The following is a 15810-nucleotide window of genomic DNA, read 5'->3' on the forward strand; positions in this document are numbered from 1 at the left end:
AATCAATACTCTGATATTCCTCCCATGGAGATTGATCATGGTTATTGTTCATCATCTGAATAATTCACGTTCACAACGAATCTTATGGATGTTGGAGGAACTGCAAGTTCCTTATGAGTTGAAGCGCTATGAGCGCGATCCTGGTAGTTTACTGGCACCTCCGGAGTTGAAAAAAATCCATTCCTTGGGGAAATCACCGGTGATTACTGATGGCGATCTGACACTGGCGGAATCGGGTGCCATCATCGAGTATTTGCAGGAAACCTATGATGCGCAAGGCTTGTTTAAGCCCACCGGCCATTATGATCGACAGCAATTTCGTTACTGGATGCATTACGCCGAAGGCTCATTGATGCCATTGCTGGTGATGAAGCTTATCTTTAGCCGTTTCGGTGGGCCGCCTGTTCCGTGGATTATTCGTCCGGTCGCCAAAGCATTGGGTGATGGGGTGCAGAAAAATTATCTGAATAAGCAAATTGCTACTCATCGCGATTATCTGGAACAGTATTTAGAAAAGAATCAATGGTTTGCGGGAAGTGATTTCAGTGCCGCAGATATTCAGATGAGTTTTCCTATTGAGGCAATAAATATGCGCAGCGGCCTTGTGGGGTTCCCGAAACTGCAAGATTTCTTAGTGCGTATTCATCAGCGCCCAGCTTATCAACAGGCGATTGAAAAGGGCGGCGCGTTCAAATTAGAAAACGGATAAGCCTATCAAGAGTTAGATAAGAAAAACGGGTGTGAGCTCGCTCACACTTCGTTTCCCGCCTTCATGTAACTCGAATTACATGCCCCCAGACAAATTAATGTAAGAAAATGCATTAAATGCCGCTTTCTGATGTTGATTAGTCGCTGTGAATAGCTAGATAATCGTTTGCTTTGAATTTCATCTACCCTAAACTTCGATTTTTTCAGTCATGTGTGTTTCCAGCTAATCGTTTGCTATTTTCTCCGTCATATCGACATTGGGGGAATTGGCGAGTTTATCGGCATGGACGGAAACGATTACGTATGGAAAGGGCGCGTGACTTGTTGACGACTTTTAAATGACACACAGGGGACATAACCATGTCTAGCAACAATCCTCAAGTGAACCAGGCTGTAAAGCCGAAGAGTTCGCTTGATGCGTTTTTCAAGCTTAGTGAACGTGGCAGTAATGTACGTCAGGAAGTGCTGGCCGGTCTGACGACCTTTTTAGCGATGGTCTATTCGGTCATTGTTGTGCCGAGCATGTTGGGTAAAGCGGGCTTCCCACCAACAGCGGTATTCGTTGCCACCTGTCTGGTCGCGGGCTTAGGTTCTTTGCTGATGGGCTTGTGGGCGAACCTACCGATGGCGATTGGTTGCGCCATCTCATTGACAGCATTTACTGCATTTAGCTTGGTATTAGGCCAACATATCAGTATTCCCGTGGCTCTGGGGGCGGTATTCCTGATGGGGGTGCTGTTTACCATTATCTCCGTGACGGGGATTCGCTCGTGGATATTGCGTAATCTGCCAATGGGGGTGGCGCATGGCACCGGAATTGGTATCGGCCTGTTCCTGCTGCTGATTGCTGCTAACGGTGTCGGTCTGGTTATCAAAAACCCAATTGAAGGTTTACCGGTCGCGCTGGGCGCATTTACCTCTTTCCCCGTCATTATGACGTTATTAGGTCTGGCAGTGATTTTTGGTCTGGAAAAACTGCGGGTGCCGGGTGGCATTCTGTTGGTGATTATTGCCATCTCAATTATCGGTTTGATTTTTGATCCAAGTGTTAAGTATCAAGGATTGTTTGCCATGCCAAGTCTGGCAGATGAAAACGGCAACTCATTGATTTTTAGTCTTGATATTATGGGCGCGCTGAAACCCGTGGTGCTACCAAGTGTGCTGGCACTGGTGATGACTGCGGTGTTTGATGCCACTGGCACTATCCGTGCGGTAGCAGGGCAAGCAAACTTGTTGGATAAAGACGGCCAGATTATCAGTGGCGGTAAAGCGCTGACTTCTGACTCCGTCAGCAGCATCTTCGCCGGTTTAGTGGGTGCAGCGCCAGCGGCAGTTTACATTGAATCAGCGGCCGGTACTGCGGCAGGCGGCAAAACTGGCCTGACAGCGACCGTCGTCGGTATCTTGTTCTTGCTGATTCTGTTTCTCTCACCACTCTCCTATTTGGTTCCAGCTTATGCAACTGCTCCGGCCCTGATGTATGTCGGTTTGCTGATGCTGAGCAACGTTTCTAAACTGGACTTTGAAGATTTCGTTGATGCTATGTCTGGCTTGCTCTGCGCGGTGTTTATCGTGCTGACTTGCAATATCGTGACCGGTATTATGCTGGGCTTCAGTTCATTGGTGATTGGCCGTATTTGCTCCGGTGAATGGCGTAAGCTGAATCTTGGCACTGTAATTATCGCTGTGGCGCTGGTGGCATTCTACGCTGGCGGTTGGGCAATCTAAGCCTTGAGTCTTGGTTGGCATCGGGATGAATATGTTCCCGATGCCATTACGCTCGATAATACCCCTACTTTCTTTGTATTTTCTTGCCATCAATTACCGATTTTTTTCCCCATTGCACAAAAAATTGATCTACTATCAAAAGCTGCACGTCGCCCCTGTTTGTGGGTGAGTACGATCAGGTTTTGTGTTGCGTTGAGTTGAGTCTAAGGAAAGCATGGAAATCTTTTTTACAATCCTCATTCTGATTTTAGTGGTGTCGCTTTCTGGCGTTGTCACGAGAATGTTACCGTTTCAAGTTCCCCTCCCTCTTATGCAGATTGTCTGTGGTGCTTTGTTGGCCTGGCCCCACTTTGGTTTGCATGTTGATTTTGACCCGGAATTATTCCTGGTTTTGTTTATTCCGCCGCTACTGTTTGCTGATGGCTGGAAAACACCGACGCGGGAGTTTATTCACCACGGGCGGGAAATATTTGGTTTGGCTTTGGCCTTAGTATTGGTCACAGTGGTGGGTATCGGTTATCTGATTTACTGGATGGTGCCTGGTATTCCGCTGGTTGCCGCCTTTGCGCTGGCGGCAGTGCTGTCGCCTACCGATGCCGTTGCATTGTCTGGTATCGTGGGGAAAGGGCGTATACCTAAATCAATTATGGGCGTGCTGGAAGGGGAGGCATTGATGAATGATGCTTCCGGTCTGGTGGCGCTGAAGTTTGCTATTGCCGTTGCCATGGGCACTATGGTGTTTACAGTGTCCGGCGCGACGCTGGAATTCCTGAAAGTAGCGATTGGTGGCCTGCTGGCTGGTGTGGCCGTTACTTGGCTATACAGTAAGTCGCTGCGCCTGATGAGCCGCTGGAGTGGCGATGATCCGGCAACACAAATCGTCTTATTGCTGCTGTTGCCATTTGCCTCATATTTGATTGCAGAACATATTGGTGTGTCCGGTATTTTAGCCGCAGTGGCGGCGGGTATGACCATTAGTCAGTCTGGTGTGATCCGCAATGCTCCGCTCACCATGCGATTACGTGCCGACAGTGTATGGTCGATGCTGGAATTCGTGTTTAACGGCATGGTGTTTATCCTGCTGGGCCTACAATTACCGGGGATTCTCGAAACCTCAATTGTGCAGGCTGAGTTAGATCCGACGATTCAAACCTGGAATCTGTTTGCCGACGTCGCCATCATTTATGGTGCATTGCTGGTGCTGCGTTTTGGCTGGCTGTGGTCGATGAAGAAACTCAGTAAGCGTTTGTTGAGCAAGCGGCCATTGGAGTTCAGTAATTACACCACCCGCGAACTGTGGGTTGCCTCGTTTGCCGGGGTGCGTGGGGCAATTACACTGGCCGGTGTGCTGTCCATCCCTTTATTCCTCAGTGATGGTTCGGCCTTCCCATCCCGTTATCAATTGGTGTTTATCGCCACCGGCGTCATTTTGTTGTCGGTGATTGTCGGGGTTATTGCTTTACCGCCATTATTGCGCGGCGTAATTGTTGCCGATAAAAGCGCTAGCCGCGAAGAGATTCGTTTGGCGCGGGCGGCAGCGGCAGAAGTGGCGATTGTCAGCTTGAATAAAATGGAAGAACGCCTGGCGGCCAGCAGTGAGGAGAATATCGATCCTGAATTGCTAAAAGAGGTCAGCTCTCGCGTCATCGGGACTTTGCGTCGACGAACGGGCAGTAAAGATGAAATCGAGAACACTTTACTTATCGAAAATCTGGAGCGGCGCTTTCGCTTAACCGCGCTGCGGGCTGAACGCGGTGAGCTGTATCATTTGCGTGCTACACAGAAAATCAGCAACGAAACTCTGCAAAAACTGTTGCACGATCTGGATTTGCTGGAAGCGCTGCTGATCGAAAAAGAAGGTTAATATTCTTCAATCCGGCTACTGATCAGTAGCCGGTTTTATTTCCACCAACGAACCATTGGGCCAAAACTCACGGCAGCGGTTAATCCACGCCTGCGCACTGTGAGAAAGGTAACTTCCCTGACGCCAGATCAATCCTAATTGCCAAGGCATCAATGGTTCTAATGGTAGCCATAACAGTGCATTTTTATCCAGCCGCTGACAGATAGGTTCCGGTAAAATGGCGATCCCAATATTGGCTTGTACCATCGCGGCCAGAAAGTCCCACTGACCGCTGCGCACGGCGATTTGCGGTGTAAATCCCCCGGCAGCAAAAGCATCCATTAGCTGGCGATAGAGGGCAAAATCTTCGTTATAAATCAGGATGGATTGGTCAGCTAACTCAGGAATACTGAGGGTGGTGCGATTAAGCCAAAACGGGGTGCGCGGCACCACCACACACAATGGATGACTGAACAGCGGTAATGACGTTAGCGGTAAATCGGCATCAGCGGGGAGGGCCGTTAGGGCTAAATCCAATTCCCCAGAGAGCACCGCCTGTTGCACAGTTAAACCGCCAAATTCAGCAATTTGCAGTTCTACTCCGGGGTAACTGCCGCGAAATTCACTGATAAGTACCGCCATTTGCGTGCCAACCATCGGCGGAATGCCTAGACGTAGCTTGCCTTTCTTTAATGAGCTAATGTCTTCCAGCTCCGCTCCCAACTGCTGAAACTGGTCGAGAATCACCAGCCCACGCTGATAAACTGCCTGCCCGCTGTCGGTCAAATGCAGACGTCGCCCCTCACGCGTCAGTAAACTACACTCCAACTCATTTTCCAGATTGCGCAGCATTTTGCTGAGGGTGGGTTGAGTGACAAACAACTTCTCCGCAGCTCGGGTGAAGCTTTGCTGGCGCACGACTTCGACGAAATAACGCAGTGTTCGGATATCCATTATTTTTCCTGTGAGCGGAGCGGAAAAGTATGCCATTTAGGCATGATTCCAATGATTTTAATTCATTTTCCGCAAGGTTGCCCGCGGCCTATACTGAGCACTGGTAAAATTTCCCATCGGGGTTTCTCATGTCATTGGCGTTACGCAGTTTTGCGCCGTCTGTTCTCATGCGTTTACAGGTACCGGTTCAAGTAGCACTGTATGCTGGGATATTTATTATTTCTGATCAACTGGTTAGCGTTTTCCATCTACCATTACCCGCCAATATTGTCGGCATGCTATTGCTGCTGGCTATGATTATGCTGCGGATTTTGCCGGTGCGCTGGGTTCAGGCTGGTTCACGTTGGTTGTTGGCTGAAATGCTGTTGTTCTTTGTTCCTGCGGTCGTGGCGGTGGTAAATTATGCTCAGTTGATCATGGTGGACGGTTGGAAGATTTTTGCCGTTATCGCGGTCAGTACCTCACTGACCCTGGCGGCAACGGGTTTGGTGGTTGACCGGGTTTACCGTTTTGAGGTGTGGCTACAGCGCCGCAAGTCTAATCATCATGAATGATTTTATTATCAGTATTGCGTGTTTCCTTGCCACGCTGGCACTGTATTTCGCCAATAAAAAACTCTATCGCCGCCGCCGGTCATTATTGCTGATGCCCTTGGTATTGACGCCGATGGTGTTGGTGTTGCTGCTGGTGGTTACCCATATCTCTTATCAGGATTATATTGGTGAGACGCATTGGTTATTGTGGCTATTGGGGCCAGCAACCATCGCGTTTGCGGTGCCGGTTTATGAGAATCTGTCGATTATTCGCCGCCACTGGTTGTCTCTGACTGCGGGAGTTATCACCGCTATTACCGTGGCGGTGGTCAGCTCGGTGTGGCTGGCGAAGTTATTAACGCTATCGGAAGAGGTGCAGCGCAGTTTAGCGGTGCGTTCTATTACTACACCGTTTGCATTGGAAGCGGCAAAACAGCTGGGTGGGCAACCGGATTTAGTGGCACTGTTTGTGGTGATTACCGGGGTATTCGGGATGGCGGTAGGGGATTTGCTATTCCTACGCCTTTCTGTGCGCAGTGGTTTGGCAAAAGGCGCAGGCCTTGGGGCTTCTTCTCACGGAGCAGGCACGGCTAAAGCGTATGAGATGGGGCAACAGGAGGGCGTGGTATCCAGCCTGGTGATGATGCTGGCCGGTATTATTACAGTTATCGGCGCACCGCTGATGGGGCATCTGCTGTGGTAACCGCGATAAAAAAGGGTGAGGATGCCCTCACCCGGAAGTACCCAATGAAACTCCCAAAGTAATGAATTTGTTAGTGAATAACCTGTGCTAAAAATGCCTGTGTGCGCGCTGATTTTGGATTGGAGAAGAATTCAGCCGGGGGCGCTTGCTCGACAATTTCCCCGCGATCCATAAAAATAACCCTATCAGCGACGGTGCGAGCAAAACCCATCTCATGGGTGACGCACAGCATGGTCATCCCCTCATGTGCGAGACTGATCATGGTATCCAGCACTTCTTTCACCATTTCCGGATCCAGTGCCGAGGTCGGCTCGTCAAACAGCATAATTTTGGGTTTCATACACAGAGAGCGAGCAATGGCTACTCGCTGCTGCTGCCCGCCGGATAACTGACCGGGGAACTTATGTGCATGCTCCGCAATACGCACGCGCTCCAGATAATGCATCGCCAGCTCATCCGCTTCTTTCTTCGGCATTTTACGAACCCAACTCGGGGCCAGCGTACAGTTTTGCATCACGGTTAAGTGCGGAAACAAATTAAAGTGTTGGAACACCATGCCAACTTCGCTGCGTACCCGCTCGATGTTACGTAAATCATCATTCAGCTCAATACCATCCACCATGATTTTCCCTTCCTGATGCTCCTCCAAGTGGTTAATGCAACGAATAGTGGTGGATTTTCCCGAGCCAGAAGGGCCACATAACACGATGCGTTCGCCTGGGCGTACATGCAAATTGATATCTTTCAATACGTGGAACTGCCCGTACCACTTATTGACGTTTTCCAGCGTAATCATCATCTTGTCGCTCATGTTATGCCTCAATGTGTGGAACGTCCGGTGTGAAAGCGCTTCTCCAGATGCTGGCTATAGCGCGACATGCTGAAACAGAAAATCCAATAAACGGCAGCGGCAAAGACATAGCCCTCGGTCGACATACCCAGCCAGGCGGGGTCGACAGTGGCTTGTTGTACGCTGCTGAACAGGTCAAACAGACCAATGATGATGACCAGACTGGTATCTTTAAACAGTGCGATAATGGTGTTCACCAGCCCTGGAATCACCATTTTTAGCGCTTGCGGCAAGATAACCAGCCCTTGGGTTTTCCAATAACCCAGCCCGAGTGATTCGGCGGCCTCGGTTTGGCCTTTGGGTAGGGCTTGTAAGCCACCGCGCACCACCTCTGCGATATAAGCCGATTGGAATAACACCACCCCGACTAATGCGCGGATCAACTTATCGATGCTGGTGCCTTCGGTCATAAATAGTGGCAACATCACCGAGGACATGAATAGCACGGTGATTAATGGCACCCCGCGCCAAAACTCGATAAATACCACCGATAGAATGCGCACCACGGGCATACTGGAGCGGCGTGCCAGTGCCAGCAAAATGCCGAGTGGTAACGCGCCAGCAATCCCGACGGCTGCAATGATTAAGGTCAGTGTCAACCCACCCCATTGGCGCGTTTCAACGCGAGTCAGCCCGAAAAAACCGCCATATAGCATCACCCATACCAATAATGGATAGGCCACGGCCCAAACCACCAGATAGCGGCCGCGATGTGGCACTGCGCGCCAGAACAGCGGGATGAGTGTGACCAAGCCAATAATCAACGTGGTATTGATGCGCCAGCGCTGATCAATAGGATAAAGGCCATACATAAACTGGCCAAAGCGTGCATGAATAAATACCCAGCAGGCACCTTCTCGGGTGCAATCAGTGCGCGTTGTACCTAGCCAGTTGGCGTTGAAAACGGCCCAATTCAGCAGCTGCGGGATCAATTGCCACATCAGCCATAGACACAAAAGGGTCAGTAAACTGTTAGTCCAACTGGAGAACAGATTCTTTTTGGCCCAAAAAACCATACGGCTTAATGGGTTGCCGGGCCGTACCGTGCTGGGTGGCTCGCGGGTTAATATCATCGTCATTCGCTTCCCTTAACGCTCGACCAGCGCAATGCGCCGGTTGTAGAGATTCATTAAAAATGAAATGGACAGACTGATAACCAAATAGACCGACATGGTAATGGCGATGGTCTCTATCGCCTGGCCAGTCTGGTTTAGTACTGTTCCGGCAAACAACGACACCATATCGGGGTAGCCAATTGCCGCTGCCAGTGAGGAGTTCTTGACGATATTCAAATATTGGCTGGTCAGCGGCGGGATGATCACCCGCAGCGCTTGCGGCAGAATCACCTGGCGCAAGGTGACGGTATTGGGCAACGCCAATGAGCGGGCGGCTTCATGTTGACCATAAGGCACGGACTGAATGCCCGAGCGGATAACTTCGGCAATAAAGGTTGAGGTATAAACCGACAGAGCCAGTGTTAAGGCAGCCAGTTCGGGAATGAGCACCAATCCGCCTTTAAAATTAAACCCCCGTAACTGCGGCAAATCCCAGTGCAGTGCCGGGCCATATAGCCAATGAGCCAGCGTGGGCAGGGCGATTAACAGCGCCAAGCCTATAGGCCAGGTGCGGCGGAATTGCCCGGTATGTAACTGACGAAAATGGTTATAGCGATGCAATGTAATGATGGCGATAACCGCCAGTAACACAGCCATCAGGGCGGGCACAAAACCGGCGACAAATTCAGGGGATGGCAGATATAAACCACGGTTACTCAGAAATGCCACGCCGAAAGCATCCAGGCTCTGTCTTGGCCCCGGAAGGTTGCGCAAAACGGCAAAGTACCAGAAGAAGATTTGCAGTAACGGCGGAATATTACGGAATGTCTCAATATAAATGGTCGACAGTTTGCGTAATAGCCAGTTATCGGACAAGCGCGCCAATCCGAGAAAGAAACCCAGTATTGAAGCAAAGAAAATACACAATACGGAGACCAACAAGGTATTGAATAACCCGACCAGAAACACCCGGCCATAGGTATCGCCCTGTTCGTAGTCAATAAGATGCTGAACAATGCCAAAGCCAGCGCTGTTATTCAGGAAAGCAAAGCCGGAAGTAATACCTCGGGTTGACAGGTTGGTGATGGTGTTATGGAAAAGGTACGCACCGCATCCGAGCAGTATCAATAGCGCGATAATTTGATACAGCCAGGCGCGCACTGCTGGATTGGTCAGCGAAAAGGCACCTTTGACGGTTGGGCGTTGTGACATAGTGTGGGCCTCGGTCTGTGTCATTCATCCGGCAGGGCTAGCCTGCCGGAGGGGAGTCTACATCAGCGAACCGGAGGGGCGTATTGAAGGCCGCCATTGTTCCACAGCGCATTTTGGCCGCGTTTGATTTTCAGCTCACTGCCCATTCCCACATTACGATCGAAACTTTCGCCGTAGTTGCCCACTTGTTTGACGATTTTAACTACCCAATCATTCGGCACTTTTAGATCTTTACCGTAATTGCCTTCCTGGCCTAATAAATGAGCCATATCAGGAGTGGTCGGTTTGGCTGCCAGTTCTTCGACATTTTTCGATGTCACACCCATTTCTTCTGCGTTCAGCATGGCAAACAATGTCCAGCGTACAAGGGCAAACCAATCTTCATCGCCACGGCGTACCACTGGCCCCAGTGGTTCTTTGGAGATAACTTCCGGTAATACGATAAATTCGTCTGGTTTACCTAACTTGATACGCAATGCATACAGTTGAGATTGGTCGGAAGCCAGCGTGTCGCAGCGGCCGGAATCCAGCGCTTTGGCACTTTCATCGGAGCGGTCGAAGGTGACCGGGGTGTATTGCATCTTATTGGCTTTAAAGTAGTCGGCGACATTCAGCTCAGTGTCGGTACCGGCTTGAATACACACAGTGGCACCATCCAGCTCTTTGGCACTTTTCAGCCCGGCTTTATTGTGTGTCAGGAAACCAATACCGTCATAATAGTTCACGCCGGTAAACAACATGCCCATTCCAGCATCGCGGGATGATGTCCAGGTGGTGTTACGGGATAAAATATCAACTTCACCTGATTGCAGCGCGGTGAAGCGCTCCTTGGCTGTCAACGGGGTATATTTTACTTTTTCTGCATCACCAAAGATGGCAGCAGCCACACCACGACAAACATCAACGTCAAGGCCGGAGAATTTTCCGCTGGCATCTGCATATGAGAAGCCAGGTAACCCATCACTGATACCACATTGCACAAAGCCTTTTTTCTTCACCGCATCCAAAGTCGTGCCCGCGTGGGCCTGACCCGCTAATGCCACTAATGAAGCAGCAGCAACCAGCGTTGAAATCATTATGTTTTTCATCAAAGCGTCCTGTGAGGCAAAGTCATGCCTATTTTGATTTTGTAGCGCACCCGTGATGCACCGTCGCTGTCTGTTGGCGTGTAGCCAGTTTGGTATTAGCAAATGGAGTGCCAGAGTTATATTTCATTGAACAACTGGATAATTACTAAGGGTTAACTCTTTCTGGGGGCTGCCGATAGGATAAAACGCCCTTTAATAGGGCATTTCAGGGCAAATTGGTGTTTTTTAGGGCAGAAAATTCCTATGCTCTGAATCTGTAGGATTTCAGGCTGCCGAATGGATTTACTGCTGGTGTTTTATCTGTGTCTTAATATAAAAAATCGGCAAGACAGGTGAAATTCGGATTTTTTGAATTCTCAATCCGTTATCTAATCCCTTTGGGAATGTTTTTACCTAAATTAGATAAAAGGATAGGGATTATGCCTCGTTATTTAACTGTCTTGATATGTGTGTTGCCGTGGCTACTCACGACACGTTGCCTGGCACAAACGGATGTTGAGTCGACAAAATGCAGCAATACTGATTTCTCTCAGGTTTTATCCTGCTACAAAGATAAATTAGCCACAGAACCACTTCTCTACCATTTGCTGAGTCAGGAGAATTTGCCGGGGTTGGAATGGCGCCGCTGCCAACTGACTTCTCAGCATTGGTCACCAGAGGGGTTAGTCACTCCTGCTACCTGGCAGCATAAAGTTGAGGTTTTTATTCCGAGTGAGAGTACTTCAACGCAAGGGCTGGTGGTGATTAATAATGGTACTAACCATCCTAGCGATACGGTTCCTGTCTCCGGGCCGACTGACTTTTCCATCGAGTCATTGCAAAATATTGCCCGCAAAACCCAAACGGTAGTGATAGCGATTAGCACTATTCCCAATCAATATCTTGAATATCAGCAGGATAATGAACCACGTAAAGAGGATTACAGTGTCGCTCGTAGTTGGACTTTATTTATGGATGCGCCGGAGTCTCGTACAATATTACCTTTACAAGTCCCAATGGCGGCGGCGATTTCCCAAGCTATGACGATGGCCCAACAAGCTTTGCCGGAGAAAGCATTAGACCGTTTTATTGTCACCGGCTTATCCAAACGTGGCTGGACAACTTGGTTGACGGCGATTGCGGATTCGCGCGTTATAGCCATCGCGCCGTTTGTTATTGATTTACTGGATACTCGCGCTGCATTGGAACACATGTATCAATCTTATGGTGGCAATTGGCCCATCGCTTTTACCCCTTATTATTTGGATGAAGTTGATAAAAAGTTGGATACGGCCGGTTTTGCTAAATTGATGCAAATTATTGATCCCCTCCAGTACATGGGGACTGAGTACCAATCACGGCTTAGTATTCCGAAATATATTATCAATGCCAGTGGCGATGATTTTTACGTGCCTGACAATACAGATTTTTATTACGACGAATTACCCGGTGAGAAAGCACTGCGGGTTGCACCAAATTCTAGTCACTCGGGTATTAAGACTTTCAGCGAACAGTCACTTATTTCTTTTGTTAATCGCGTACGCCAATCCATGTCAATGCCGCAAGTCAATACCAGCATCGCCATAAAAAATAAGGTGAAAACATTGACGATAAGCTTATCTGAGACGCCGGATAAAGTGTTGTTGTGGACTGCTGCGAACAGTGAGGCACGTGATTTTCGCTATGCTTGTGATGTGCGCTACAGCGAGTTCCCACTGGCAGTCACACCAGATAATACACTTGATATCGCACTGACGGTCCCCACTTCTGGTTGGCAGGCGACTTTTGTTGAAGCCACTTTCAGTGACGGTTTTGTCGCTACCACGCCGGTTTATATCTCACCCAAAGATGTCTATCCCACGACGGCACCTCCAGTCGTTGGAGCGGCTTGTAAGACATTACCGGGGCGTAATGCTATTGCGATAAGTGAAAGTGCGACACAGATAGGCAGTGCAGCACCGGTGGTTATACAGCCGTAATTTCGCCATACAAAGTGGAATTACGGCAATAAAAAACCCGGCAGAGACCGGGTTTTTCTATGAACACGATGACTTAATAGAGTGATGCTTCGCCCGCTGGGCGGGTTTTGAAACGGCGGTGCAACCAAAGATATTGCTCAGGCGCGCGCATGATTTCTTTTTCGATCACTTTATTCATGTAACGGGCGGCGGCTAATTCATCGTCTATTGGATAATCTTCCAATGCCGGTTGGATAAGCAGGTCATAACCGCTGCCATCCGTTTTACGCAGCAGCACCAACGGCAGTAATGCCGGTTTTGCCAGACGCGCTAACATAAAAGTACCGCTGGTGGTCGCGGCTTGATTTACCGCAAACAAGGGCGCGAAAACGCTGCCACGTGGGCCGTAGTCCTGATCTGGTGCAAACCAAACGGCTTCACCTTTCTTCAGGGCCTGCACCATGCCACGCAGGTCTTTGCGATCCAACATTGCTTTATTGGAGCGCATACGCCCCCACGTCTGCACCAGTTCCATCACTTTATTATTGTGTGGGCGGTACATTGCCATCATCGGCTGACATTGGCCCATCACTCGGCCACCCAGTTCCAGTGACATAAAATGCACACCAATGACCAAGACACCGCGATTACCTTCCTGCGCTTTTTTCAGGTTATTGAGTCCGGAAACAGTAAACCAGCGTTTGACGCGCGCATCGGGCCAAAACCATGCCATACCGGTCTCCAGTAACCCCATACCCAAGGATTCAAAATTACCCACAATAGTCCGTTCGAGGGTAGCGTTGTCCATATCAGGGAAGCACAGTTCCAAGTTACGTCGGGCGATAGAAACTCGGCGCTTAAGAAAACGCATTGAGGTACGGCCGAGCCAAATTCCTAACTTATTGATCACTGGATAGGGTAGTTGGACTAACAGAAACAGTAAGCCAAGGCCAAACCAAGTCAGCCAATAGCGTGGGTGGAGCAGGGAAATATGAAACTTCTGCGGTTTTATCATAGGGAACTCTATCGTTATACGTTAAGTGCGAGCGTGTAGCGCATAAGGATATAATTCGATAGCGGTACATATCTTCAGACACCATAGGTCGACTATCGTTTTCGCAAATACGATAATTGACACATTATTTACATTTACATTAAAAGCGGTGTCGCGTAGTGAATGGTCACAAAACAGGGGCTATCGGTAAGCGAGATTAGCTTTTGGCGAATTATATCATAACCGCGGCAAATGAAATAACAAGATCAAGGGTTGAGGGGGGAATGTGTTCTGGCGGTTGTCGTGGAGGAATATCAGCAGCTAATAAATACACCGCGCCGATATATTAGCGCGGTGTTTAACTTTAAGTGCACGGAATGCTTACCAGAACCCTAACACTTTCCACCAGGCACTACCGATAATCAGCCAGATAGGAATGACCACTAAACTGATCAGAAAACCGATTTTCCACCAGGTTGCCAGCGGGATGAAGTTACATCCAAACAGGATTGGCGCTGGGCCGCCGGAGTAATGGGTGGTCGCCATGTATAAGTTACTGAACATACCAAACACCAGTACTGTCAGCATTGGCGGGGCGCCCGCTGCGATAGCAATAGAAACAAAAATCGCATACATAGCGCTGATATGAGCGATGGCACTGGCCATCATGTAATGGCTGTAATAGTACGCCAGCAGCAGAATACCCATCATCGGTACCCAATTCATGCCCTGTACTGAGCCAGCAATTGAGGCACCAAACCAGCTTATAAATCCCAGTTTATTCAGTTGGCTGGCAAGGGTTAGCAATACCGCAAACCAAATCACCGTGTGCCATGCTTCTTTCTCGGCGATGACATCATCCCAGGTTAGTGCACCGCTCAGCAGCAGGATAGCCAGACCAATAAAGGCCGTCATAGTAGCATCGATATTCAGTGCTGCACCGCATACCCACAGAGTTACCAACCCAACGAATACAGATAACACGATCCATTCATTGCGGCTCATCGGCCCCATTTCTTTCAGTTTCACGAGAGCCAGTGCGCGCATTTCCGGTGTTTTTTTCAGTTCCGGTGGATAAAAGCGATATAGCAGCAACGGAATGACCGCCAGAGAGATTAAACCGGGGACAATCGCAGCCAATGCCCAACTAGTCCAGGTAATGGTGATGCCCATCTCGCCGGCCAACTTGCCTATCATCGGGTTACCGGCCATTGAGGTCAGGAACATGGCGCAAGTAATCGCGTTACATTGGAAGATACATTGCACCAGGAAAGCCCCGATTTTTCGTTCAGTACCCCGGTCTGGTGTGGATTCATAAGCTTCAGATATTGAGCGGAACAGCGGGGTGATGATGCCACCACAACGGGCAGAGGTTGATGGCATTGCGGGCGCAAACAGTAAATCTGTTAGCACCAAGCCGTAAGCCAGACCCAATGAGCTGTGACCTAACTTACTGATAAATAAGTATCCAACTCGGCGGCCAAAACCTGTTTTAATAAATCCGCGTGAAATAAAGAAAGCACAGGCTATCATCCAGATGGTTGGATCGCCAAAACCGGCGAGCACCTCTTTAATGCTCAACAAACCGGTGGCGGCCACGACCGTTAGACTAAACACGGCCATTGCCCCTAGCGGGTATGGCGAGAGAATCAGGCCAATAACTGTTGCGGCAAAGACCGCCATGAGATGCCAGGCTCGTGGATCCACCGATTCCGGTACTGGGCTAAACCAGATACTTATCCCAATAAATAGGATCAGCAGCATCCTTGCTATACGCGTTTTGAATATCGACATGAATATTTACCCTAATGCTATTTTATGTGCAGTGTTAATCATCGCCAACAGATGTAGGGAATAGTTATATTATTAAGGCTGTGATTATATGAAATAACTGTATAGATAAAATAACGTCATGATTTTGATCAAAGTCATTTTTATATTGTACGGAGCAGGGATGTTTGGTGAAATAAATATATTACTCTGAACAAGGTAATTCAGACTAAATTTGGCGATTACTCTACTTTATTAATTATATGGCGCGGGATTTTATCTGTTAAAACAACATAATTTTGCACGAATAGACAAGATGGTAAAGGGCCTGAGAGAGAAGTGTAAACAGCAGTACAGAATGAAGATATCCGTTAAGATATAATGAATAAATATTGAACATTGAATATGTCAGGTTTATCTGAACATATACTTATA

13 protein-coding genes are annotated in these 15810 nt (G+C 48.9%); 6 read left to right on the forward strand and 7 right to left on the reverse strand.

Features of this window, described 5'->3' with window-relative positions; genetic code table 11:
- Positions 1-37 precede the first annotated feature (37 nt).
- The 3 genes from ACF3VQ_RS01665 to ACF3VQ_RS01675 all read left to right on the forward strand — a co-directional run bounded on the left by ACF3VQ_RS01665 (position 38) and on the right by ACF3VQ_RS01675 (position 4300).
- Entirely contained in the window at positions 38-709 is a 672-nt protein-coding gene (locus ACF3VQ_RS01665) for a glutathione S-transferase family protein (protein ID WP_392433122.1), read from the forward strand.
- 359 nt (positions 710-1068) lie between these two features.
- Positions 1069-2436: an NCS2 family permease gene (locus ACF3VQ_RS01670; protein ID WP_392433123.1), complete on the forward strand. Its 1368-nt coding sequence runs from the start codon at positions 1069-1071 to the stop codon at positions 2434-2436.
- Between the two features lie 214 nt (positions 2437-2650).
- Complete coding sequence (locus ACF3VQ_RS01675) at positions 2651-4300, forward strand: Na+/H+ antiporter (protein WP_392433124.1); 1650 nt, start codon at positions 2651-2653, stop codon at positions 4298-4300.
- Between the two features lie 15 nt (positions 4301-4315).
- On the opposite strand, the gene ACF3VQ_RS01680 is transcribed toward ACF3VQ_RS01675, so the two are convergent.
- Positions 4316-5233 carry a LysR substrate-binding domain-containing protein gene (locus ACF3VQ_RS01680; RefSeq protein ID WP_392433125.1) on the reverse strand — a complete coding sequence of 306 codons (918 nt, stop codon included), beginning with the start codon at positions 5231-5233 and terminating at the stop codon, positions 4316-4318.
- A gap of 128 nt (positions 5234-5361) precedes the next feature.
- Here ACF3VQ_RS01680 and ACF3VQ_RS01685 point away from each other — a divergent pair, with 128 nt between their 5' ends.
- Both ACF3VQ_RS01685 and ACF3VQ_RS01690 read left to right on the forward strand, forming a co-directional pair.
- Complete coding sequence (locus ACF3VQ_RS01685; RefSeq protein WP_019080101.1) at positions 5362-5787, forward strand: CidA/LrgA family protein; 426 nt, start codon at positions 5362-5364, stop codon at positions 5785-5787.
- Entirely contained in the window at positions 5780-6469 is a 690-nt protein-coding gene (locus ACF3VQ_RS01690) for an LrgB family protein (RefSeq protein ID WP_005174368.1), read from the forward strand. Before ACF3VQ_RS01685 ends, ACF3VQ_RS01690 begins: the two co-directional genes overlap by 8 nt.
- A 70-nt stretch (positions 6470-6539) precedes the next feature.
- On the opposite strand, the gene ACF3VQ_RS01695 is transcribed toward ACF3VQ_RS01690, so the two are convergent.
- The 4 genes from ACF3VQ_RS01695 to ACF3VQ_RS01710 form a co-directional block, all read right to left on the reverse strand.
- Positions 6540-7280: an amino acid ABC transporter ATP-binding protein gene (locus ACF3VQ_RS01695; RefSeq protein ID WP_392433126.1), complete on the reverse strand. Its 741-nt coding sequence runs from the start codon at positions 7278-7280 to the stop codon at positions 6540-6542.
- 8 nt (positions 7281-7288) lie between these two features.
- A complete protein-coding gene (locus ACF3VQ_RS01700; RefSeq protein ID WP_392433128.1) occupies positions 7289-8398 on the reverse strand; it encodes an amino acid ABC transporter permease in 1110 nt (369 codons plus the stop codon).
- Positions 8399-8407: 9 nt separating this feature from the next.
- Entirely contained in the window at positions 8408-9586 is a 1179-nt protein-coding gene (locus ACF3VQ_RS01705) for an amino acid ABC transporter permease (protein ID WP_392433129.1), read from the reverse strand.
- Positions 9587-9648: 62 nt separating this feature from the next.
- Entirely contained in the window at positions 9649-10674 is a 1026-nt protein-coding gene (locus ACF3VQ_RS01710) for an amino acid ABC transporter substrate-binding protein (RefSeq protein WP_392433130.1), read from the reverse strand.
- 419 nt (positions 10675-11093) lie between these two features.
- On the opposite strand from ACF3VQ_RS01710, the gene ACF3VQ_RS01715 reads away from it, so the two are divergent.
- Positions 11094-12632, forward strand: coding sequence for a PhoPQ-activated pathogenicity-related family protein (locus ACF3VQ_RS01715; RefSeq protein ID WP_392433131.1), 1539 nt, complete (start codon positions 11094-11096; stop codon positions 12630-12632).
- Between the two features lie 73 nt (positions 12633-12705).
- Here ACF3VQ_RS01715 and lpxP read toward each other — a convergent pair whose 3' ends face one another.
- Positions 12706-13626 (reverse strand): kdo(2)-lipid IV(A) palmitoleoyltransferase, encoded by a 921-nt coding sequence (lpxP, locus tag ACF3VQ_RS01720; RefSeq protein WP_392433132.1) that lies wholly within the window; start codon positions 13624-13626, stop codon positions 12706-12708.
- 360 nt (positions 13627-13986) lie between these two features.
- Positions 13987-15399 (reverse strand): anion permease, encoded by a 1413-nt coding sequence (locus ACF3VQ_RS01725; RefSeq protein ID WP_392433133.1) that lies wholly within the window; start codon positions 15397-15399, stop codon positions 13987-13989.
- Positions 15400-15810: the final 411 nt, after the last annotated feature.

It is taken from the genome of Yersinia fenwicki, from assembly GCF_043099325.1.
Classification (GTDB): domain Bacteria; phylum Pseudomonadota; class Gammaproteobacteria; order Enterobacterales; family Enterobacteriaceae; genus Yersinia.

Coding starts and splice junctions, on each gene's coding strand:
- ACF3VQ_RS01680 (WP_392433125.1), bottom strand. CDS start 5,233: ATGGATATCCGAACACTGCGTTATTTCGTCGAAGTCGTGCGCCAGCAA.
- ACF3VQ_RS01700 (WP_392433128.1), bottom strand. CDS start 8,398: ATGACGATGATATTAACCCGCGAGCCACCCAGCACGGTACGGCCCGGC.
- ACF3VQ_RS01705 (WP_392433129.1), bottom strand. CDS start 9,586: ATGTCACAACGCCCAACCGTCAAAGGTGCCTTTTCGCTGACCAATCCA.
- ACF3VQ_RS01715 (WP_392433131.1), top strand. CDS start 11,094: ATGCCTCGTTATTTAACTGTCTTGATATGTGTGTTGCCGTGGCTACTC.
- ACF3VQ_RS01675 (WP_392433124.1), top strand. CDS start 2,651: ATGGAAATCTTTTTTACAATCCTCATTCTGATTTTAGTGGTGTCGCTT.
- ACF3VQ_RS01685 (WP_019080101.1), top strand. CDS start 5,362: ATGTCATTGGCGTTACGCAGTTTTGCGCCGTCTGTTCTCATGCGTTTA.
- ACF3VQ_RS01710 (WP_392433130.1), bottom strand. CDS start 10,674: ATGAAAAACATAATGATTTCAACGCTGGTTGCTGCTGCTTCATTAGTG.
- ACF3VQ_RS01665 (WP_392433122.1), top strand. CDS start 38: ATGGTTATTGTTCATCATCTGAATAATTCACGTTCACAACGAATCTTA.
- ACF3VQ_RS01695 (WP_392433126.1), bottom strand. CDS start 7,280: ATGAGCGACAAGATGATGATTACGCTGGAAAACGTCAATAAGTGGTAC.
- ACF3VQ_RS01670 (WP_392433123.1), top strand. CDS start 1,069: ATGTCTAGCAACAATCCTCAAGTGAACCAGGCTGTAAAGCCGAAGAGT.
- ACF3VQ_RS01690 (WP_005174368.1), top strand. CDS start 5,780: ATGAATGATTTTATTATCAGTATTGCGTGTTTCCTTGCCACGCTGGCA.
- ACF3VQ_RS01725 (WP_392433133.1), bottom strand. CDS start 15,399: ATGTCGATATTCAAAACGCGTATAGCAAGGATGCTGCTGATCCTATTT.
- lpxP (WP_392433132.1), bottom strand. CDS start 13,626: ATGATAAAACCGCAGAAGTTTCATATTTCCCTGCTCCACCCACGCTAT.